Here is a 23,265-nt window from a genome sequence, read left to right on the forward strand (position 1 = left end):
GCCGGTTCGTCGAAGCCGGTCGTCGGGGGGGGGGGGGGCAAACGCGCGCGCATTTGTCGGATGCGAGCGGAATCGCCTCCGAAACGACGCGATTTTGCGCGCACATTACACATGCGCGCGCGTTTGCGAAGGCGTGAGGTACCGAGCGTCCCGGGATCAGTAGGGTCGAAACAATGCACAGTGAATCCCAGCGATCGATGGTCGAGCCGTTCCACGTGATGGATGTGTTCGCCGCGGCGGCCGAGCGGGCGCGCACTCACGGCGACGTGCTCTCTCTTGCTGCAGGTCAGCCCTCGACGCGAGCGCCCGAGCCGGTACTGCGCGCCACCCGCGAGGCCCTGGACGCGCAGCTGCTCGGGTACACCGAGACGCTGGGCATTCTGCCGCTGCGTCGCGCGATTGCCGAGTACCACAGCGCGCGGTACGGTATCTCCGTCGACGCCGACGACGTGGTGATCACGACCGGGTCGTCGGGCGCATTCACGTTGCTGTTCCTCGCTGCGTTCGACGCGGGGGACACGGTCGTCATGGCCAGGCCGGGTTATCCGGCGTATCGAAACACGTTGGCGGCGTTGGGCTGTCGCGTCGTCGAACTGGATTGCGTCGAAGAGACCCGGTTCCAACCGACCGTCGCCATGCTCGAGGAACTGCCCGAGCCGCCCGCCGGGCTCATCATCGCGAGCCCGGCCAACCCCACCGGCACGATCATCGACCCCGACGAGCTCGCCGCGATCGCGCGCTGGTGCGACGAGCACGGAACTCTGTTGATCTCGGACGAGATCTACCACGGCATCGCCTACGGGGACGCGCGGACGTCCAGCGCCTGGGAGACCTCCAAGGAATCCGTCGCCATCGGATCGGTGTCGAAGTACTTCTCGATGACCGGGTGGCGTCTGGGCTGGATGCTGCTGCCGACGCGATTGCGCAGAGCCGTCGAACGATTGGCGTCGAACATGACGGTCTGCCCACCGGCGATCTCCCAGGTTGCCGCCATCGCGGCGTTCACCGAGGAGTCCCGCATCGAGCTGGATTCACATGTCGAGCGCTACGCCGTCAACCGTCGCATTCTGCTCGACGGTTTGCCGGCCATGGGGATCACCGACCTCGCACCGGCCGATGGTGCCTTCTACGTGTACGCCGACATCGCGCACCTGACCGACGATTCACGAAGTTGGTGTGCGCGAGTGCTGTCCGAGACCGGGGTCGCATTGGCACCGGGCATCGATTTCGACACCGTACGCGGGAACCACACCGTGCGATTCTCGTTCGCAGGCACCACGGCCGACGTCGAGGAGGCGTTGGAGCGCCTTCGTCGCATGTGAGTGTTTCCTCGTAGCAGACTACGAGGCAGGAGTGGAGCCTGCGGAACGACAGGAAGGCACGGCGCTCACATGCTGCGCAGCCGCTCCAGCGCCTCGGCGATATCGGCGGCATCGACGTCGCGGTGGGTCACGAAACGCACCTTGCCCGCGACGGTCACCGCGGCGATACCCGACTCGGCCAACTCGGTGACCGTCGATGCCGGGTCGGGAACCGTTGCGAGCACGATGTTCGTCTCCGGCTCGGTCACCTCCCAACCACGCTCGCGCAAACCGGACGCGAGGGTCGATGCGTTGGCGTGATCGACGGCCAGATCACCGATCCGATCCAACGCCACGAGCCCGGCCGCAGCCAGGACGCCACCCTGACGGACGCCGCCGCCCAACATCTTTCGTACACGCCGAGCCTCGTGAATCCTCGCGGAATCCGAGACCAACATCGAACCGACCGGCGCGCCGAGGCCCTTGCTCAGGCACACCTGCACCGTGTCCGCACCGGCAGCGAGCGAGGCGATCGGAACATCCAGAGCCACAGCGGCATTCCACAGTCGCGCCCCGTCCAGGTGCACCTTCAGTCCGCAATCACGGCCGGCGGCAACGAGATCCGACCACTCGTCCGCTCCGAACACGGTACCGCCTGCGAAATTGTGGGTGTTCTCGAGCGACAGCAGCGTGGTCCGCAGCGCGAAGTACGGTCCGTCGCCGCCGGCTTTCGCGCGCACCGTCGACGCGAGGGGACGGCCGGGCCCACCGTCGTGGGGGAGGGCGTCGGGCATTCCGCCCGCCAACCATGCGGCGGTACCGAGCTCGGACCCCAGCACATGGGCGTGCTCGGGTGCCAGGAATCGATCGCCGCGCTGCAGATGCAGCATCAGCGCGATGATGTTGCCCATCGACCCCGACGGCACCCACAGTGCCGCCTCGAATCCGAGCAGACCTGCAACGGCTTCTTCCAGTGCCGCCATCGTCGGATCGTGATCGAGGACGTCGTCGCCCACTTCGGCGTCGGCCATGGCTTTTCGCATGACCGAATCGGGTCGGGTGATGGTGTCGGAGCGGAGGTCGATCGTTCGATGTGCCACGAATACTGACAATTCCATAGCGCGAAAGCAGTCCGACGAACGGCCTCGAGCTGGCACGATGACTTGAATGTCCGCAGGTCCGACCGAGTCGCAGCACAAGGTGTCGGGTGCGACTCCGAAGGGGGTGCGCCGCCGGCAGGCACTGGCGTCGGCCGCTGCGGACCTTCTCGTCGAAGGCGGATTCGACGCGGTGCGGCACCGTTCCGTGGCCGCACGAGCCGGGCTCCCTCTTGCGTCGACCACCTACTATTTCGAGTCCCTCGGAGACCTGGTGGCCGCGGCGGTCGACGTCGTGGGCACCCGTGAGATCGATGTGATGCGCGGCCGCATCGAGGACGAGGGCAAGTGCTCGAACGAAATGGAGTCGACGGTCGACCTCATCGTCGACCTGCTGATCGGACCCCAGGACGGACACGAGCAGCTGATCGCGAGATACGAACGCTTCATCGCCTCGGCACGCCATCCCGAGCTACGGGAGGTTCAGCTGCGCCTACGCGCCCAGATCGACGACCTGCTCACCGACGTCCTGCGCCGGTCGGGTCGAACCGTGCAGGAAGAGCAGCTTCGACGACTCGTGGCGGTGGTGGACGGAGCCGTGGTGGGCGCGCTCAGCGAAGTGGACCCCGACCCCCGCCACATGGCCCGAAGCATGTTGCTGGCCGTCATCGACATCGTCGCACCGGCGGAACAGGTGCCGGCGGACTGACTGCTACCTAGCCGAGATGTTCGGCCCCGACTCGGCCCGGTCGGTCTCGCCGGAGTCTGCGTCGTGGATCGGTGGCACCTCGCACACGCCGTCCGTGCAGACGAGGCCGTGGTCGTCGCCGACGATCTCCAGAGGACCGCTCATGAGCCGGCAGCGGCCTTCTGCAGGACGTCGGCGAACACCGACGGGTCCTGAGCGCCGGACACACCGAACCGTCCGTCGATCACGAAGAACGGCACACCGTTGATTCCGTAGGCGATGGCCTGCTCCTTGTCCGCGCGCACCGCCGGCAGGAATTCCTCGGACTTCAGCGCCTCGACCACCTCGTCACGGTCGAGGCCGACCTCCGCGGCCAGGTCGGCGAGGTCATCGGTGCGGCCGACATGGCGCCCCTCCTCGAAATAGGCCGCCAGCAGGCGCTCCTTCATCTCGACCTGCTTGCCCTTCGACTTGGCGAAATGCAGCAGCTCGTGCGCCTTGACTGTGTTGGTGTGCTGCAGGGCGTCGAAGTCGTACGCGAGCCCCTCGCCTGCGGCCAGCTCGGTCATCTGCCCCAACATCTGCGTGACCTGGGCGGCCGGCATGCCTTTGTGGGAGACGAGAAAATCGACCTCGCTGCCGTCGAAGTCGACCGGTGTGTCGGGTGCCAGCTCGAACGAGTGGAACTCCACCTCGAGTGTCCCACCCCCGGCGGTGAATTCCGCGGCGCCTGCCTCGAAACGGCGCTTACCGACGAAGCACCACGGGCATGCGATATCGGACCAGATGTCGACCTTCACTGTTCGGCTCACGACGCCTCCAACAGCGGAATGCGCTGCGGTTATTCCACGCGGCGTCGACGGGCGAACGAGACGCGTGCACGAACGCGGGCGGTCGGTGGTGCAGTCCTTTCCGAAAGAGTGCAGTCGTCTTCCGAGGCCGACAACTGCGCCACGTAAGCTGGGTGCTCGTGAGCATCCCGAATGTCCTGGCCACCCGTTACGCGAGTCCCGAACTGGTGGAGCTGTGGTCTCCGGAGCACAAGATCGCCCTGGAACGCCAACTGTGGATCGCTGTGCTGCGCGCGCAGTCCTCCCTGGGAGTCGACGTACCCAACGCTGCGATTGCCGACTACGAAGCCGTCGTGGACCAGGTCGATCTCGCGTCCATCGCCGAGCGTGAGCGCGTCACCCGGCACGACGTGAAGGCACGCATCGAGGAGTTCAACGCCCTCGCCGGCCACGAGCACATCCACAAGGGGCTCACCAGCCGCGACCTCACCGAGAACGTCGAGCAACTGCAGATTCTGCGTTCACTCGAACACGTGCACGCGCACGGTGTCGCCGTCGCGAAACGGTTGGCCGAGCGCGCTGCCGAATACTCCTCCCTGGTGATGGCCGGCCGCAGCCACAACGTCGCAGCTCAGGCCACGACGCTGGGCAAGCGTTTCGCGTCCGCGGCGGACGAGCTGCTGCTGGCTCTGGCCCGGGTGCAGGAGCTGATCGCTCGTTATCCGCTCCGCGGAATCAAGGGGCCGATGGGCACCTCGCAGGACATGCTCGATCTCTTCGGCGGCGACTCCGCCAAGCTCGTTGCGCTCGAACGCATCGTCGCCGACCACCTCGGTTTCCGGCACACGCTCACCAGTGTCGGCCAGGTCTACCCCCGTTCGCTCGACCACGAGGTCGTCTCCGCGCTGGTTCAGATCGGTGCCGGACCGTCCTCGTTCGCCCACACCGTTCGCCTGATGGCGGGCCACGAACTCGTCACCGAGGGCTTCCAGGCGGGACAGGTCGGCTCGTCGGCGATGCCGCACAAGATGAACACTCGCTCGTGCGAACGCGTCAACGGCCTGCAGGTGGTGCTGCGCGGCTACGGCTCGATGGCCGCCGAGCTCGCCGGAGCGCAGTGGAACGAGGGCGACGTCTTCTGTTCCGTCGTGCGCCGCGTGGCGCTGCCCGACGCCTTCTTCGCCATCGACGGACTCATCGAGACATTCCTGACGGTGCTCGACGAATTCGGCGCGTACCCGGCCGTCATCGCCAAGGAACTCGACCGCTACCTGCCGTTCCTCGCGACGACCAAGGTGCTGATGGCTGCCGTGCGCGCGGGCGTCGGACGCGAAACCGCACACGAGGCGATCAAAGAACACGCCGTCGCGGTGGCGCTGGCCATGCGTGAGCAGGGACTGGAACCGGACCTGCTCGACCGTCTGGCCGCCGACGATCGCCTGCCCCTCGATCGCGCTGCCCTCGATGCGGCGCTGGCCGACAAGACGGCCTTCATCGGGGCGGCCGACGCCCAGGTCGCTGCCGTCGTCTCGGCAGTGGAGCGGCTGATCGCGAAATTCCCGGCCGGGGCTTCGTACACGCCGTCGCCGATTCTGTAGTCAGGAGAGGACGTCGGGCAGGTCGGCGACAGAGTCGATCACGTGGTCGGGTTCCATCGCGAACTCGTCCGTGATGCGTCGATCGAGCATGTCCTGACGGAACTTTCCGGTGCGCACGAGCACTCCCGTCATCCCGACGACCTGGGCGGCGAGTACGTCGTTGTCCAGATCGTCCCCGACCATGACGACGTCGTCCGGGTCGACGCCCATTCGCTCGGACGCCGTCCGGAATCCCAGCGGTGCAGGTTTTCCGATGGCCTTCGCGGTGTGCCCCGACGCCTGCTCCATACCGCCGAGGTACATGCCCGTGTCGATGCGCAGCCCGGCACCGGTGCTCCACATCAGCGATCGATGCATCGCAACGACGGGTATGCCTCGGCACAGCCAGTCGTAGACGCGGCTGAGCCGCTCGTGCGTGAACTCCGGGCCTGCGCCGCCGACGACCACGACATCGGGATCATCGGACGTCTCGTCGACGAACTCGATTCCCGGCATGTCGCCTGCGATCTCGCCGTTGTTGATCAGCACCACCCGCGCGTCGGGATAGTTCTCCCGGAGATGGTCCGCAGTGAGTGACGCGGCCGTGACGATTTCGTCCGAGTGCACGTCCAGCCCCACCTCGCGCAGTGCCGTAGCGATCTGCTCACGCGTCTTCGACGTCGTATTGGTCAGAAACGCGCGCGCAATGTCCTTGCTGTCCAGGTACTTCAGAGTGTCCGCTGCCCCTGGCACCGCCTGCCACGACGTGACCAGGACGCCGTCGATGTCGAAGAGAACCCCGCCGATGCTCATCGGCAAACAGTAGTCTTCGGGTCCGGGCCCCGCAGCGTCAGCAGTCGAGCGCCTACGCTCGGTGGCTGTGAACCCCTACACGATTTTCGCCGAGATCATTGCCGGTACGGCCGAGGCGTCGCGCGTCCACGAGGACGAGACAGCGGTTGCGTTCATGGACATTCGCCCGCTCACCAGCGGACATGTGTTGGTGGTGCCCCGGCAGCAGTTCCGGACATTGGCGGAGTTGCCACCCGAAATCGGGGCGCACCTGTTCGTGGTGGGGCAGAAGGTGGCCGCCGCTGTGCGAGCGAGCAACCCGCGTGTCGCGGGCGTCAACTTCTTTCTCGCCGACGGCACGGTGGCCGGTCAGGAAATCTTCCACGTGCACCTGCACGTCATCCCCCGCATGATCGGCGACGGCTTCGGCCTCCGTGCTCGACCGTCGTCGCCGCAGCGATCCGAACTGGACAGGCAGGCCGCCGAGATCGCCGCTGCACTGTAGAGCGAGGCGCATCACGGGACCACCGGCGGATGGGCACCGGTGGTCCCGTGTGTGGTCGTGTCTGCTACTCGGCGCTGACCTTCTTCGCCCTGGACAGTCCGTCGGGGGTCTGCCGGTCCGATGTCCTGGGCGGGTGGTGCAGGTCCGACCACTCCTCCGGGCGGACAGATGTTAGCCTGCTGAGGGTCGACTAAGCGAGGGTAGCCTTTCCTTATGCCTCTGGGGTGGCAAACCTCCTGGCCGCGACCGGTACGACGCACAGCAGCCGATCGAAGGGGATGCACCGAATGGATCAGCAGGGAACAGGGCTCGACGAACTGCGAACGTCGGTCGCAGAGCTGATCGGCTCCGAGCCCGACGCTGTGCCGGTCGATGCGAACCTGTTCGAGTTGGGGCTGGAATCGATCGTGCTGATGCGGTTGGTCGGTAGGTTTCGCAAACAGGGCAGTGCGGTGACGTTCGCCGACCTCGCGGCGCAGCCGACGATATCGGCGTGGTGCGAATTAGTCGGTGCCGCAGACGAACCGGCACCCCGGACTCCCGTCCCCGAGGCGGTAACGTCCGCGCGCACGCTCGACACGGACAGCTTCGATCTCGCTGTACTGCAGCATGCCTACTGGATCGGCCGCAGCGCTGAGCAGCGGTTCGGTGGCGTCTCGCCGCACCTCTACACCGAGTTCGACGGCAGCGCAGTCGATCCCGATCGACTGCGTGTAGCACTCGAAGCCGTGGCCCGCAGGCACGACATGCTGCGGGCTCGGATCACCGACAACGGACAGCAGGTGATCGAGTCCACGCCAGGGTGGCGCGGGTTGACGGTGCACGATCTGCGGAGCGAGGACGACGCAACGGACGAGCTGGAACGAACTCGTCAACGCCTGACGCACCAGATGCTCGACATCGAAGCAGGAGAGGTGTTCTCGGCCGATCTGTCGTTGCTCCCGGACGGTCGAACGCGACTGCATCTCGACATGGACATGATTGCGGGCGACGCCGTCAGCTTCAGAATCCTGGTCGCAGATCTGGCCAAGGCATACGACGGACAGGTGCTTCCCACCGTCGATTACAGCTATGCGCGCTACCTCGCCGACCGCCCGCAGGATCGCCGCGAGGCGCGAGCGCAGGCGCAGCGATACTGGACCGATCGACTCGACGCGCTGCCCGGTGCACCCACTCTGCCTCTGCTGGAACATCATTCGGGATCTCCGTCGGCGACCAGGCGGTCGTTTCACCTCGATTCGCAGAACTATTCGCTGTTGCAGTCGCGGGCTCGCGCACATGGCGTCACCCCGGCGGTAGCGGTGGCAGCGGCGTTCGCCGAGGTGGTCGGGGCCTGGTCACGTGAGCAGCGATTTCTGCTCAACGTTCCGATGTTCGACCGCGCCCCGACGCACCCCGCTGTCGGTGATCTCGTCGGCGACTTCTCGTCCTCGGTCATGCTGGACGTCGATCTGAGCGAGAACCTGTCGTTCGCCGAGCGGTCCCGGCAACTGAGGGCTCGACTGCACGAGGATGCCTCGCACGTCGACTACTCCGGAGTCGAGGTTCTCCGTGACCTCGGCCGTCGTCGGGGAGAACCGGTACTCGCGCCCGTGGTCTTCACCAGTGCGCTCGGGTTGGGCGAGTTGTTCGACGCCCGCGCGCGGGAGATTTTCGGGGACCCGGTGTGGATCATGTCGCAGGGGCCGCAGGTGGTACTGGACGCCCAGATCACCGAGCTCGACGGCGGCGTGCTGGTCAACTGGGACATTCGCGAGAACGAGTTCCTACCTGGGGTTTCCGAGGCGATGTTCGACGCTTTCGAGACGCTGGTTCGCGGACTCGTCGTCGACGGTGACGCCGTGTGGTCGGAACCGGTGGGTCGGCTGGTTCCGCAGCGTCAGCTGGTCTCACGAACTCCGTCGGACGATGTACCCCGAACGGACGCGTCGCAGGCAGCCGGGAACGAGTCCCTGCACCGCGCCTTCTTCGATCGCGCGTCGCAGAATCCCGATGCGGTGGCGCTCGAGTGGGGCGAGAACGAGTCGATGACGTACGGCGATCTGTGTGACCGAGCGCTGAGAGTGGCTGCGACACTGAAGGATCGAGATGTGGCAGTGGGCGACACCGTAGGGGTGACGCTGCCGAAGGGGCCCGATCAAGTGGTCGCCGTTCTCGGTGTGCTCGCCGCGGGCGGGGTGTACGTCCCGATCGGCGTCGACCAACCGGCGAGTCGCGCTGCACTGATCGCGCGAAAAGCAGGGTTCGCGGTGACGATCGGAGGATCGGGTGGCGACGGCCTCGCGGTGTCCGACGCGGTCCTCGGTGACGCTCTGCCCGCCCCACATCTCGGACCCGACACCGCTCCCGCGTACATGATCTTCACCTCCGGTTCGACGGGGGAGCCCAAGGGTGTGGTCGTGTCGCATCGTGCGGCGATGAACACGATCGGCGACCTGGTCGACCGATTCGCGCTGGACGAGCGCTACCGCCCGTTGTGCCTGTCCGAGTTGGATTTCGACCTCTGCACGTTCGACCTGTTCTCGGTGTTCGCCGTCGGCGGCAGCGCCGTGCTCGTCCAGGAGCACGAGCGCAAGGATCCGCAGCGGTGGGCCGCTCTGATTCGTGCGCATCGAGTCACGGTGATCAGCTGCGTACCGCCGCTGCTGGACATGATCCTCTCCGCCGGTGAGGATCTGGGTGACTCGCTGCGGGTCGTCATGCTCGGCGGCGACAAGGTCGGTGTCGATCTCTACCGCCGACTGAGGGCAGCCGTTCCGGAATGCCGATTCGCCGGACTCGGCGGCGCAACCGAAACGGCCATCCACAACAGCATCTGCGAGGTCGTCGAGGTCGATCCGCACTGGCGTACGGTGCCGTTCGGAGTGCCGCTGCGTTCGATGGCGTTGCGGGTCGTCGATGCGCGCGGGTATCCGGTGCCGGACTGGGTGCCCGGCGAGCTGTGGGTAGCAGGAACAGGATTGGCCGACGGTTACCTGGACGACCCCGAGCGCACGAGCGAACGCTTCGTCGAGGTCGAGGGATATCGCTGGTACCGCACCGGCGATCTGGTTCGCTACGGCACGGACTCGATGGTGGAATTCATCGGCCGCGTCGACAATCAGATCAAGATCAACGGGTTTCGCATCGAGCTGGGAGAGATCGAGTCGGTCCTGGTCGGCGATCCCGACGTAGCCGCCGCCGCGGCAGTTGTCGATCGCTCGGGCGCTGCGGTGGTGATGGCTGCGGTGGTGCTCGGCGATTCCGACGCGGATTCCGACGAGACCGTCGCGGGCATCACCGCCAGGGTTGCCGACCGTTTGCCTGCCCACATGGTGCCGGACCGGACGGTGGCACTGCGGGCCCTGCCGCTGACCGTCAACGGGAAGATCGATTCGGCGGCAATCGTCCGACTGTGCCGGGCGGCAGGTGATACCGAGCGGGTCAGGGCTCGTATCGCGCCTCGAACTCGACTCGAGGGTGCACTCGCCCTGATCTGGCAGAGCGTGCTCGGTGCCGAGGAGGTGGGAGTCACCGACACCCTGTTCGCGCTGGGCGGCGACTCCGTGCTCGCGACCACCATCGTCGCCCGAATTCGCGCGGCCTTCGACATCACCTCCGTCACGGTGAGGATGCTGTTCTCCGCGCCGACCGTGTCGGGTCTGGCGGAGTCGATGATCGCAGCCGAAGGTGACGCCGAACTGCTGGAGGCGACCGCAGAGATCTACGTGTCGATCGAATCCATGACGGAGGACCAACTGCTGGCCGCACTCGACCACCAGCACACCCCCTGAATCGACATGCCCACCCACTCCTTCCACGATCGGGAATCCACAGTGCACCCAGTCATCGAGCACAACGCTGACTTCGTACCGTTCGACCGGGGCCGCGCCCGAACGTACCTCGACGCCGGACTCTGGCGCGAGACAACACTTCCCGACGTGTTCACCTCGTGGGTGCACCGCTTCGGCTCCAGACGCGCGGTAGTGGACGAATCCGAGGAGCTGACGTACGACGAGCTGTATTCGCGAGTACGAGCGACCGCAGCAGGGTTTGCCGACCGCGGCATCGGGCCGGGGGATCGAGTGGTGGTGCAACTACCCAATTCGGTGTCGTTCGCGGTCGTACTGCTGGCGTTGCTCGAGTGCGGCGCGGTCCCGGTACTGACTCTCCCCGCACATCGCCGACGCGAAATCATCCATCTGGCAGCCACATCGAAGGCCGTGGCGTACGTGATCGCCGACCGGGACGGACAGTTCGACTACCGTGCGCTCGCCGACGAGACAGTGGCGGCGGTACCGAGCATTCGGGACGTCTTCGTCGATGGATCGTGCGGCTCGCACAGTCCGTTGTCCGAGGTCGTCGGTACGCCACGGGATTTTCCGCGCGCGTCCCCTGCGGATATCGCGGTGCTGTTGGTATCCGGCGGAACGACGGGTCTGCCGAAGTTGATTCCGCGTACCCACAACGACTACGAGTACAACGCACGGGCCAGCGCGCAGGTCTGTGAGCTGAAAGCCGAGGACGTGTATCTCGCGGTTCTGCCTGCCGCGCACAACTTTCCGCTGGCCTGTCCTGGTCTGCTCGGTGCTCTCGGGGTCGGAGCAACAGTGGTGTTCTCCCGTACCCCCAGTCCCGATCAGGTGTTCGCGGTGATCGAGCGGCATCGGGTCACGGTCACCGCGCTGGTTCCGACGTTGACGCATCTGTGGTGCGAGGCGACGGACTGGGAAGAGGCGGACCTGTCCAGCCTGCGCTTGTTGCAGGTCGGGGGAGCGAAGCTGACACCCGAGATCGCCAAGATCGTCGAACCGTCGCTCGGGTGCCGGTTGCAGCAGGTGTTCGGGATGGCCGAGGGGCTCTTGAACTACACACGGACCGACGACGCACCGGAGCTGGTGATCGGCACCCAGGGACGCCCCCTGTCCGAGCACGACGAGATCCGGATCGTCGACGCCGACGGTCACGACGTCCCGGCAGGGCAGACGGGCGAGCTGCTCACCCGCGGCCCATACACGATCAACGGCTACTACGCTGCGGCAGAGCACAATACGACGGCCATCACCCCCGACGGTTTCTACCGCAGCGGAGATCAGGTTCGACGATTGCCTTCCGGTCACCTGGTCGTCACCGGCCGGATCAAGGACGTCATCACCCGCAACGGGGAGAACGTCGCGGCCGACGAGCTCGAGGATCTCCTGCTCACCCATCCCGGAGTTGCCCGAGCCGCGGTGATCGGAGTACCCGATCCCGATGTGGGCGAGAGCATCTGCGCCGTGATCGTGCCGAACGACAGTGCTCGGAACGACAGCGCTGGAAACGACAGCGCTCCGACCGTCGCCGAGGTGCGAGCATTCCTCACGGCCGCAGGCTGCGCGGGGTTCAAGCTGCCCGACCGCGTGGTGACCCGACCGTCGCTGCCCGTGACGGCAATCGGCAAAGTGGACAAGTCCTTGCTCGTCACGCAGTCCTCCGAACGGCAGGCGACTCGATGAAGGCGACGGATCTCGACGACATCAAGCGCCGGTTGCTGGCGGATCGGCTCCGGCGCGCCCGGGGTGGCGAGACCGCCGAGATCGAGCGCGGTCCTCTCGCCGACCTCGAATCGCTCGAATTCGGTGCGCTGAAAGCACGATTCGGCTCCGTCGACGATCTGTGGCCGTTGTCTGCGCTGCAGCTCGGGCTGGTGTATCAGGTCGGCGTGGATGCGGACGCCACCGAGCTCTACACCGTTCGTACCGTGGTCGAGGTGAACCGGGTTCTGGACGGCGACAGGGTTCGTCGTGCTCTGCAGTCGGTGGTCGACTCCACTGCGGCGCTGCGCACGGCATTCGTCACTCCCGACGGCGGCATGCCGGTGCAAGTGGTTCTGTCGACGGTGCAGGCACCGTTGACGGTGGTGGACCTCGGTAGCTGCTCGGCGAGCGAGATCGACCAGCAGTGGAACCGGATACTCGCCGACGACCGGCAGCGGTCGTTCGACATCGTTGCGCCGCCACTGTTCCGGGTCACTCTCGTGCACTTTCCCGACGGTGTCGATCGCCTGTTGACGACCTACTGGTTCGGGTGTTTCGACGGCGGGTCCTCGTCGTTGTTGGTCTCGCGTGTCCTGGAGCAGTACGACGGCGCGAGCCCGAACCTCGATCACGGCTACCGGGAGTATCTGCGCTGGTTGGCCTCTCGCGACCGGGTCGAGTCCGAGCGGGCATGGCAGCGCTGGTTCGGCGATGTCGACACGCCCACACTGGTGGCCGAATCGGGTCAGGGCGGCGACGAGGCTCCTCGACGCGTCGAACGGAGACTGTCGCAGGCGGTCTCCGGACGACTGGATTCGATTGCGCGCGAATCCGGGTCGACGCTCTTCACCGTGTTGGCGGCCGCGTGGGCCGGCGTGCTCATGCGCATATCCGGTCGGTCCGACGTGGTGTTCGGTACCGCCGTTGCCGGGCGCCCGATGGAGGTGCCGGGCTCGCAGCATGCCATCGGCGCGTTCATCAGTACCGTTCCCCTCCGGGTCACGGCAGGCGGATCCGACACCGTCGCGGGCATCGCTGCGCGAGTGCAGGATCAGCGCCTGGATCTGATGGCACACGACATCCTCGGTCTCGGCGGAATTCAGAAGGCGATCGGTGCCGGTGCGCTGTTCGACACCCTGCTGGTGCTGCGCAACGCGGCCGGTCCTGCAGGCGACACCGGTGCTCCGTCGGAGCGGCAGGTGCGACACGTCTCGACCGTCGACGGCTCGGAGTTCCCGGTGTCGATTGCCGTCGACCCGGGTAGCGAGCTGAACCTGTCGGTGACGTACCTGCCCGACTCGGTGGACGACGATCGCGCACGGTATCTGCTCGAGTCCTTCGAGAACGCTCTGAAAACCGTTGCCGAGCAGCCCGATCTGCCGATATCGCAGTGGCCGGCACCGGCCACCGAATCGGTGAGCATCGTGGACAACGGTTTCGACGACAGGCTCGAGCGCCTGGGCGATTCCACGATCGCCGAGTTGCTCGCCGACCGGGCCGCATCCGTGCCCGACGCGACCGCGCTGGTGTTCGGGGCCGAACGAGTGACGTTCGGAGACTTGGACGCGCGCGTCGGTGCGTGCGCACGGGCACTCCTGCGCCGAGGTGCCGGTCCGGAACGCATCGTCGCCCTCGCGCTGCCGCGGTCGGTGGAGATGGTGGTGGCGCTGTTCGCGGTACTGCGCACCGGCTCGGCCTATCTGCCCCTCGAACTCGACTATCCGAGCGATCGCCTCGACCTGATGTTGGCCGACGCGCGGCCCGCGATCCTGGTGACGACCACCGAGACGCAGGCCCGAGGACTGACGACCGACGCCACCGAGATGATCGTCGACGATCCCGCCGTGGCAGCCGAATTGGCGGAACTTGTCAACGCGTCGGAGTTCGACTCGGGGCCGTTCGCGCCGGGGACACCCGGCCGCCTCGAGCACCCGGCCTACGTCATCTACACCTCGGGCTCGACCGGCACGCCCAAAGGCGTCGTCACCCCGTACCGGGGTCTGACGAACATGCAGATCAACCACCGAGACGAGATCTTCGTTCCGAGCATCGCCGCGGCCGGGGATCGGACGCTGCGGATCGCGCACACCGTTTCGTTCTCCTTCGACATGTCGTGGGAAGAGCTGCTGTGGCTGGTCGAGGGCCACGAGGTGCATGTCTGCGACGAGGAATTGCGCCGTGACGGTGAAGCATTGGCGCGATACTGCGAGCAGAACCTGATCGACGTGGTGAACGTGACGCCCACGTACGCCGGGCACCTGCTGGACCTGGGATTGCTGAACGAGCACGACGGACATCGGATTCCGCTGGTGCTCCTCGGCGGGGAAGCGGTACCCGATTCGTTGTGGCAGCAGCTCGGCGGTGTCGGCTACAACCTCTACGGACCTACCGAGTACACGATCAATGCGCTCGGTGCGGGTACCCGAGACAGTGACACCCCGTCGATCGGTGCACCGATCCTCGGAACTCGCGCGTACGTTCTGGATCAGTGGCTACGTCCCGTCCCCGTGGGATCTGTCGGTGAGCTGCATCTGTCGGGTGTGGGTCTGGCCCGCGGTTACCTGCACCGATACGCGCATACGGCAACCAGTTTCGTCGCCGATCCCTGGTCGCCGGGCGAGCGGATGTACCGCACCGGCGATCTGGTGCGGATCAGGCCCGATGGCCTGTTCGACTATCTGGGCCGTGCCGACGACCAGGTCAAGATCCGCGGATATCGCGTGGAGACCGCCGAAGTCGAGCGGGCAGTGACGAACTGCGACGCGGTTGCCGGTGCGGTGGTGCGAGCGGTGGAGATCGGCGCGGGTACCCGGGCGCTCGCCGCGTACGTGGTTCCCCGCGATGCCGCTGCTGGCGAGGACCATTCCGCGTTGTTCGGATCCATTCGGGACGAGCTTGCGGCCGTCCTGCCGGAGTACATGGTGCCCACGCTGTTCGCCGCTCTGGAACGCGTTCCGATGACGATCAACGGCAAGCTCGACGTACGAGCTCTGCCCGCCGTCGACGCCGCGGGCGGCGATACGTTCGTGCCGCCACGAACACCGGTGGAGACGATGTTGTGCGAGATCGTCGAGGCGGTTCTCGGGGTCGGCCGGGTGGGTATCGACGACGATTTCTTCGCCCTCGGCGGTGACAGCATCACCTCCCTCGCCGTGGCATCGCGGGCGCGCAAGGCCTCGATACCGCTGGCACCGCGTGAGGTGATGCGCAAGCGAACAGTGCGGATGTTCGGTGCGGAGCTCGTCACCGACGACTCCGCCCGGCCTGCGGTCTCTGCTGCGGCGGTCACCGTGGATCTGTCCCAGGACGAGCTCGACGAATTCGAAAGCAGTATCTGAGTGACCGAGACGACGACCGAGACCGCGGCTGCTCCGCAATCCAAGATCGCCGCTGTCCTCCCGCTGACGGCGCTGCAGACCGGCATGTACCTGCAGTCGAGTCTTGCTGCGGCGACACAGGACCCGTACCTGTCGCAGACAGTGCTCGACCTGTCTGCTCCGGTGGATCGCGGCCGTCTCACCCGCGCACTCGAACATCTGCTCGAGCGTCATCCGAACATCAAAGCGCAGCTGCGCCAGCGCCGTAACGGCGACCTGGTGTGGGTGGTTCCGCGCGCATCGACACCGGAACCGACACCTGTCGTCGGAAAGTGGAACGATCATCTGGGCCGCGACAGGTCCGCCGGATTCGCGTTCTTCGAAGGTCCGTTGATCCGATTCGCGTACTCCACCGATCCTCGGTCGCCACGGGTACTGATCACCTACCATCACGCCCTGATGGACGGATGGTCCGAGGCCATCTTCGTTCGTGAATTGATCGCCCTCTACACATCGGTGGAGTCGGCTGCTCTGCCCCCTGCTCCGGACTTTTCCGACTACCTGGCCTGGACGGCCGGTCAGGATCGTGATGCGGCGCTGGCGCGGTGGGCGCAGTATCTCGACGGCTTCGATTCTCCGACCCTGATCGCAGACGGCGCACCGTCACAGGCGAATTCATCCTCCCGTATCGATCTCGACATCGACGACCGGCTGGGACGACGCGTCGCCGACTACGCGCGGAGCCGCGGAGTGACCACGAACGTGGTGGTGCAGGTGGCGTGGGCGTCGATGCTGGCAGCTCGTACCGGAGCAGTCGACGTGTCGTTCGGAATGGCGAGCTCCATCAGGCCGTTCGATCTGGACGGGGCCGAGGCGATGGTCGGTCTGCTGCTCAACACCGTGCCCGTGCGGCTTCGGTTCGATTCGACGTCGGCGGTCGCAGAGGTGGTCGACGGCCTACAGGCAGACCATCTCGACCTGGACGAGCACCGATTCCTCGGCCTGTCCGACATCGCCGGAACCGTCGGTGGCGGTGAATTGTTCGACACCATCGTCGTGTATCAGAACTATCCGGCACCGGTCCCGAATGCGAGCGAGCCGGCCGTCGAGCACCCCGTCGTGGACGAGGTCACGGTACTGGGCGCGCACATGAGTTTTCCGATGGCTCTCATCGTCGGGCCCGACCCGACGCTCTGGGCATTCGTCCTGCACGACGACTCAGCCGTCGATCATCGTTCGGCCACGGTGTGCGCCGAGACCTTCGTCGAGATGCTGGACCGACTGACGAGCCGTCCGGACGTCGATGTGCCGCAGCTCTTGTCGGCCCCGGACGGCCAGGGATACAGCGTCGGTCCACACCGGTCGGTGCCGACGCTGGAAGCGGCCCTCGCAGAGAGGTTCGCGCGGTCGAGCGAGGACATCGCGCTGGTGGTCGGCGACGACGAGACGACGTACGGCCGACTCCGGACTCGGGTGTCCGAGGTGTCGGCGCTCCTGCGCGCCCACGGCGTCGGGACCGAGAGCCGTGTCGCTATCGCCCTCGGCAGGGGTACGGACATGGTGGCCGCGCTGCTGGCGATCATCGACGTGGGTGCGGTGTTCGTTCCCATCGACATTCGCTACCCGCGCGAGCGTATCGACCACCTGTTGTCGGATTCGTGCCACGACATCCTGTTGGTCGACGACGCCACACCTGCCGCGCTGGCCGAACTCGAGACCGCGACGAGAATCCGTTCGAGTTCGGCTACGGAGGCGGTGGAAGAACCCTTCACCCTGAGCATTCCGGGCGGCTGCGGGGTCTATCTCGTCTACACCTCGGGTTCGACGGGTACACCCAAGGGTGTGCTCGGCTCGAGGAACGCGCTCGCCAATCGCCTGCACTGGGCGACCGAGCGATGGGGCGGACCCACGAGTCGGATTGCCAAGAGCTCGCTGTCGTTCATCGACGGGGCCACGGAACTGCTCACCGGAATCCTCGCGGGTCAACGAGTGGTGTTGGCGCAGGACCACGAGTACGCCGACGCGGGCGCGTTGGCTGCGCTCCTCGAACGATCCGGTGCCGAGCAGATCACCGCCGTCGGGTCACTCGCTGCTGCATTGGCAACCACCTCGACGCCGGAATGCCGTTCGCTGACCGGTTGGATACTCAGCGGAGAGCCGTTGACCAGCAGCACGATCGACGCCATCGGACACGCCACGCCCCACGCCTCGGTACACAACTCCTACGGCTCGTCCGAGGTGGCCGGGGACGTCGCGGTGCATCGCGTCGCAGGTGATCCGACGGTCATCGGAACGGCAGTGGACAACACGGTCCTCGGGTTGCTCGACGGCCGCTTGCTCCCGGTACGGACGGGCGTCGGCGGCGACATCTACGTCTCGGGAGCCCAACTTGCCCGCGGGTACGCCGGCAGGCCTGCGGACACCGCGGCTCGCTTCGTCGCGGACCCTCGCGTCGACGGCGGACGAATGTATCGCACCGGTGACCGCGCCCGCATCGTCGACGACGGAGCGCTGGAATTCCTGGGACGCGACGACAGGCAAGTCAAGGTCCGGGGACATCGCGTCGAGCTCGGTGAGGTCGAGAACCTCACGGCCGACAGCGAATCCGTGAACGAATGCGTGGTGGTGGCGGTGACGGACAGCGCAGGCGCGACCGTGCTCGTTGCTTACCTGACCCCCGAGAGTGTCGATACCGCGGCAGTACGCGACGCTCTGCGCGCCCGTGTACCCGACTACCTGGTGCCGACGTTTTGGGTGCCGCTCGACCGACTGCCGAACACTCCCAACGGCAAGACGGACCGGATCGCTCTGGTACAGAGAGGAATTCCGGACAGCGAACCCAGCCGCTCACGTGCAGCTGCCACCGACGACGAGCGTTGCCTCGTCGGCCTTTTCGTCGACGCCACTCGTGCGGGTGCCGAGTCCATCGGCGTCGACGACGACTTCTTCGCACTCGGCGGCGACAGCATCACCGCCATCACGCTCGTGTATCACGCGCGGGGAGCCGGGTTGGCCATCACCACGGCGGACGTTTTCGAATGCCGTACCGTCTCCGGACTCGTCCGACGAGCCCGACAGGCCGAATGTGCCGTCGGCGCAGCGGAACCCGACAGCACTACCCCGTTGCTCGATGCAGACGATCTGGCCGAACTGAGCCGACTCGGTGTCGACGCCGATCTCGCACGTCCGGCGACTCCGCTGCAGCAGGGTCTGGCATTCCAGTCCGTTGCCGCCGGGGACGGAGTCGAGGAGATCTACGTCATCGCCACCGAGTTCGAGGTGCGCGGCGAGCTACGCACCGATCGACTCGACGCCGCGCTGGACGCGCTGCTCGATCGTCATCCAGCTCTGCGCTCACGCTTTCTCACGCTGAGTACGGGGACCACCGTCGCCGTGCGTGATGCGGGTCGGGTGCAGGTCGTCAGGCACGCGGTGGACGATCCTGATTCGTACTCGGCGCGCGCATCGGTGCTCGACGATCGCCGTACCTTCGATATCGAGCACGATCCGCTCGTGCGAATTCTCGTGCTGGACTGCGGAGAACAGCTGCACCGAGTGGTGCTGACCGTGCACCATCTGCTCGTCGACGGGTGGTCCATGGGTACCGTCGGCACCGAGTTGTTCATGCTGTACCGAGGCCGAGATCTACCGGCTCCGGCTCCGTTCGACGACTACCTGCAGTGGCTGTCGCGTCGGGACGACCCGTCGATCGATGTATGGCGCGAGGCGCTCGGCCCGGACCTCGCTCCCACGACCATCGCGCCGTCCGCACCGCTGACCTCGAACGACCGGTCCGAGGTTCGGGAGATCGAGATCGGCTGGGATGCCGACGACACTGCTCGCCTCACCGACTCCGCCCGTCGGCGATCGGTGACGGCGAGCGAGCTGATCAATGCGGCATGGGCCGTGGTTCTGTCGTCCTTCACCGACAGCGAATCGGTCGTGTTCGGGTCGACGGTATCCGGCCGCCCGACGGACCTGGACCGTGTCGGGGACATGGTCGGGTTGTTCATCAACACCATCCCGGTGCGCGCCGAGGTCGGTCGCGATGCCACCCTGTCGTCGATTCTCGCAGGCCTGCGCGAGTTCTCCATCGCCGTTGCCGCGCATCATCACGTCGGCCTGTCGGACATCCAGAAGGCAGTCGGCCGGGGGACACTGTTCGACACCCTCGTGGTGTTCGAGAACTTCGCCACCGCCGAAACGAACGGTATCGACTCGGAGGACTTCTCGGTCTCGGTCGCCCGGTTCCATACGGTGACTCATTACCCACTGACGTTGACGGTGTTACCCGGCGAAAGACTGCGGCTGGTGCTCGAATACCGCAGCGACGCCGTGTCGGCGGAGCGCGCACATGCGGTGGCGTCGGCCATGACGGCAGTGCTTCGAACGTTCGCCGAGCCGGGCGACCCGCCCATCGCATCGGTGTCCCTCGTGGACGAGTCGACGGCGGCTCGGCTCACCTCGGAGTGCGCCGGCATCGAGCGCGCCTACCCTGACGGAACAATGGTCGACCTGTTCACCGATCGTGTTGCGCAGCAGCCCGATTCGATCGCTGTTCAGGACGACACCACGGTGTGGACGTTCGCGGAGTTGGATCGCGTGTCCAATCGAATTGCACGATCGCTCATCGGATCCGGAATCGGCGCCGAGGACATCGTGGCCGTCGAGGCCCCGCGCACGGCGACGACGATGGCAGCGATCCTCGGCGTGATGAAGTCGGGGGCTGCCTACCTGCCGATGGATCCGAACTGGCCGGTCGAGCGCACTCGCCAGATCCTCGACGAAGCACAGCCGGTGGTTACGGTGACCACGGATTCCGTTGCGGCGCTTCAGCCGTCGTCCACGGATTCCGTCGCCGTGACCGATGCGGAGCGTCGGGCATCGTTGCATCCCGATCATCCGGTGTACACGATCTACACCTCCGGTACGACGGGTGTGCCCAAGGGCGTTCTGGTCTCGCATCGAGGCCTGGCCAATCTGTACCACTCGCACCGCGAGAACGTGCACACTTCGGCGATCGCTCGCGCGGGCAAGCCCACCCTGAACGTTGCGCACGCGTGGTCGATGGCCTTCGACGCGTCCTGGCAACCGCAGCTGTGGCTGTTCGGCGGTCACACACTTCATCTGATCGATCCGGGGACCGTCCTCGACCCGGTGGAACTGGCAGCCCGGCTGACGGAGCTGTCGGCGGACTTCGTCGAGGTCGTGCCGTCGTTGCTCGAGCAGATGATGCGAGTGGGATCGATCGACACGCTGTCCACGGTCGGGGTCGGCGGAGAAGCGGTATCTGCGGACCTGTGGAATCGACTGCGCACCAGTGAAACCCTGGTGGCCTACAACTTCTACGGCCCGACCGAGGCGACGGTGGATGCGGTGTACACCTCCACCGAGCTGGTGAGCGAGCCGGTGATCGGTAGGCCGGTGACCAACATGCGGGCATACGTGCTGGACCGCAACCTGCGGCTGGCCCCGCCCGGCGTGCTCGGCGAGCTCTACCTGGCCGGTCCCGGAGTCGCGCGGGGCTACCGACACGCACCGGGGCGTACGGCTCACCGCTTCGTTGCCGATCCCTTCGCTGCAGACGGCACGCGGTTGTACCGGACCGGAGATCTCGTGGCGTGGACCGAGAACGCTGCGCTGCGATACGGCGGCCGCTCGGACGATCAGGTCAAGATTCGTGGCCACCGAGTGGAAGTGGGGGAGGTCGAGGCTCGATTGCGCGACCTCGACGCAGTCGCCGACGCACGAGTGGTGGTCCGAGGTGCCGATACCGGGAACGCCACGCTCGCCGGGTATCTGGTTGCGGCATCGGATCGCGAGCTCGACACGAATCTTGCCCGTGCCCGGTTGCGGGGTCTGCTGCCGTCGTACATGGTGCCGGCGTCACTGACCGTGCTCGATGCTTTTCCGCTGTTGCCGAACGGCAAGGTCGATGCCTCCGCATTGCCCGAGCCCGTGTTCTCGACACGGACCGGGCGTGCTCCACGTACCGATGCCGAGCGGCGGATCTGCGCTGCCGTGGCCGAGGTGTTGCACCTGCCCCAGGTCGGTGCCGACGACGATTTCTTCGATCTGGGCGGCGACAGCATCATGGCGATGGAGCTGTCCGCGAGGCTCCGATCGGCCGGCGTCGGGGTGTCACCGCGGCACATCGTGTCGCTCCGTACGCCGGAAACCATTGCAGGTCAGCTCGAGTCGAGCGAACCGTCGAACGCAACCCCTGCTGTCGGCCCCTACGGGGACGTTCCGCTGACACCGATCGTCCGGTGGATGGACGCACTCGACGGGCCCATCGACGAGATCTCGCAGGCGGTGTTGCTCGATGCTCCGGCGTCGCTCACCGAGGACTCGCTGACGCAGCTCCTCGTCCGCCTCGTTGCTCGGCATCCGATTCTGCATTCTCGATTCCAGCGGAGCCCGGGTTCGGAGTCCAGCTTCACGGTGTTGCCGGACGGCACCGCCGATGTGACCGAGTGGATTCGCATCGAGGATTGCGACGGAACGACCGAGTCCGAGCCGGCGGATCGGGTCGCTGCCGAATCACGTTCTGCACGTGCGCGATTGAATCCGGCCGCGGCGAGGATGGTCGATGTCGTGTGGCTGCGGCACGGACGCGATCCCGCGTCGTCGGGAGAGCTGCTGATCACGCTGCATCACCTCGTGGTCGACGGAGTGAGTTGGCGGATACTGTTGCCCGATCTGGTCGGTTGCTGGACGCAGGCCGCCGTCGAGCGAAACCCCGTCGGTCCGTCGATGCGGCAGTGGGCGTACGAGATGCGCAGTCTCGCAGACTCGCCCGAGGTGCTCGCCGATCTCGACTACTGGGCGAGCATCGGTGACGGAGCGGCGCAGATTCCGTCGACGCGGCCACTCGACCCGTCGATCGACACCGGTGCCCGCGTGCGTACCACTCTCTTCGCCCTGTCGCAGGACGAGAGTGCAGGGCTGATATCGGCGGCTCGTACTCACCTCGGGGTCTCCGTCGAACACCTGCTGTTGGCGACTTTCGCTGCGGCAGCGGCACACTGGACGAATCCCGATGCGGTGGACCCGCAGTCGTTCGTCGTCGATGTCGAAGGTCACGGACGCTCGGGAGCGGCCTCCGACCGAGTGGACGGCTCGGCCGTGGTCGGATGGCTCACTGCGGTGTTCCCGCTCCGTCTGACCGCGAAGCCTCGGGATCACCGCACGTTGACCGCGCACGAGGGGAATCTCCCTGCGGCAGAGTCCGTTCTGCGTGAACTGACAACCGCCGCCAAGGCGTCCAGGGACTCGGTGCCGGGAGACGGATCGACCTATGGACTGTTGCGGTGGATGGGCGGCGACGCCGGCGAGACTCTGCGCGGAACACCCGGTGCAGACATCGAATTCAACTACCTCGGTCGTTTCGACGCGACAACCGACGGGCCGTTCGGTGCCAGTCGGCTGCGCAGCAGCCTCGACTCGACCCCCGGGGTGAACACCCCCTGCGGCTACGCCTTGATCGTGGACAGTTACATCAACGACCTCCGTGGCTCGTCCGTGCTGGGTGTGACGATGAGCTGGCCGGAGGGGGTGCTGTCCGGTGTCGAGGAACTCGCAGGGCTGTGGCACGACGCGTTGTCGGCCACGTGCCGAATACTCGCTGCCGGCGCTCCTAGTGAGGCAAGGGTTACCTCATAAGTGTTACCTTGTCAGTCGCCTCACCCGGTCGGGTGTT

At 66.3% G+C, this 23,265-nt stretch carries 12 protein-coding genes; 8 read left to right on the top strand and 4 right to left on the bottom strand.

The window, feature by feature from the left end; all coding sequences use genetic code 11:
• The first annotated feature begins 173 nt into the window (after window positions 1-173).
• A complete protein-coding gene (locus CH249_RS20750; RefSeq protein ID WP_094630426.1) occupies window positions 174-1,322 on the top strand; it encodes a pyridoxal phosphate-dependent aminotransferase in 1,149 nt (382 codons plus the stop codon).
• A gap of 65 nt (window positions 1,323-1,387) precedes the next feature.
• On the opposite strand, the gene CH249_RS20755 is transcribed toward CH249_RS20750, so the two are convergent.
• A complete protein-coding gene (locus tag CH249_RS20755; protein ID WP_256981028.1) occupies window positions 1,388-2,401 on the bottom strand; it encodes a GntG family PLP-dependent aldolase in 1,014 nt (337 codons plus the stop codon).
• Between the two features lie 67 nt (window positions 2,402-2,468).
• Here CH249_RS20755 and CH249_RS20760 point away from each other — a divergent pair, with 67 nt between their 5' ends.
• Complete coding sequence (locus tag CH249_RS20760) at window positions 2,469-3,107, top strand: TetR/AcrR family transcriptional regulator (protein WP_045196709.1); 639 nt, start codon at window positions 2,469-2,471, stop codon at window positions 3,105-3,107.
• Window positions 3,108-3,110: 3 nt separating this feature from the next.
• On the opposite strand, the gene CH249_RS28050 is transcribed toward CH249_RS20760, so the two are convergent.
• On the bottom strand, window positions 3,111-3,251 hold the full coding sequence (locus CH249_RS28050) for a hypothetical protein (protein ID WP_155290808.1): 141 nt from the start codon (window positions 3,249-3,251) through the stop codon (window positions 3,111-3,113).
• The gene (locus tag CH249_RS20765) at window positions 3,248-3,898 is read right to left on the bottom strand and encodes a DsbA family protein (protein WP_094645743.1); all 651 of its coding nucleotides are present in this window, start codon (window positions 3,896-3,898) and stop codon (window positions 3,248-3,250) included. The genes CH249_RS28050 and CH249_RS20765 overlap by 4 nt, the downstream gene beginning before the upstream one ends.
• A gap of 158 nt (window positions 3,899-4,056) precedes the next feature.
• On the opposite strand from CH249_RS20765, the gene purB reads away from it, so the two are divergent.
• On the top strand, window positions 4,057-5,475 hold the full coding sequence (gene purB, locus CH249_RS20770; protein WP_045200318.1) for an adenylosuccinate lyase: 1,419 nt from the start codon (window positions 4,057-4,059) through the stop codon (window positions 5,473-5,475).
• Here purB and CH249_RS20775 read toward each other — a convergent pair whose 3' ends face one another.
• Window positions 5,476-6,267 carry an HAD-IIA family hydrolase gene (locus CH249_RS20775; RefSeq protein ID WP_032395946.1) on the bottom strand — a complete coding sequence of 264 codons (792 nt, stop codon included), beginning with the start codon at window positions 6,265-6,267 and terminating at the stop codon, window positions 5,476-5,478.
• 67 nt (window positions 6,268-6,334) lie between these two features.
• Between CH249_RS20775 and CH249_RS20780 the strand changes: the two genes are divergently transcribed.
• The 5 genes from CH249_RS20780 to CH249_RS20800 all read left to right on the top strand — a co-directional run bounded on the left by CH249_RS20780 (window position 6,335) and on the right by CH249_RS20800 (window position 23,228).
• Entirely contained in the window at window positions 6,335-6,751 is a 417-nt protein-coding gene (locus CH249_RS20780; protein ID WP_094656537.1) for an HIT family protein, read from the top strand.
• 287 nt (window positions 6,752-7,038) lie between these two features.
• Complete coding sequence (locus CH249_RS20785; protein ID WP_094681867.1) at window positions 7,039-10,524, top strand: non-ribosomal peptide synthetase; 3,486 nt, start codon at window positions 7,039-7,041, stop codon at window positions 10,522-10,524.
• Window positions 10,525-10,530: 6 nt separating this feature from the next.
• The gene (locus tag CH249_RS20790) at window positions 10,531-12,225 is read left to right on the top strand and encodes an AMP-binding protein (protein ID WP_179273228.1); all 1,695 of its coding nucleotides are present in this window, start codon (window positions 10,531-10,533) and stop codon (window positions 12,223-12,225) included.
• Window positions 12,222-15,584, top strand: a complete 3,363-nt coding sequence (locus CH249_RS20795) for a non-ribosomal peptide synthetase (RefSeq protein WP_094681866.1) — start codon at window positions 12,222-12,224, stop codon at window positions 15,582-15,584. The genes CH249_RS20790 and CH249_RS20795 overlap by 4 nt, the downstream gene beginning before the upstream one ends.
• Entirely contained in the window at window positions 15,585-23,228 is a 7,644-nt protein-coding gene (locus CH249_RS20800) for a non-ribosomal peptide synthetase (protein WP_094681865.1), read from the top strand.
• Window positions 23,229-23,265: the final 37 nt, after the last annotated feature.

This window comes from Rhodococcus sp. 05-2255-3B1 (assembly GCF_002258545.1).
Classification (GTDB): Bacteria; Actinomycetota; Actinomycetes; order Mycobacteriales; family Mycobacteriaceae; genus Rhodococcoides.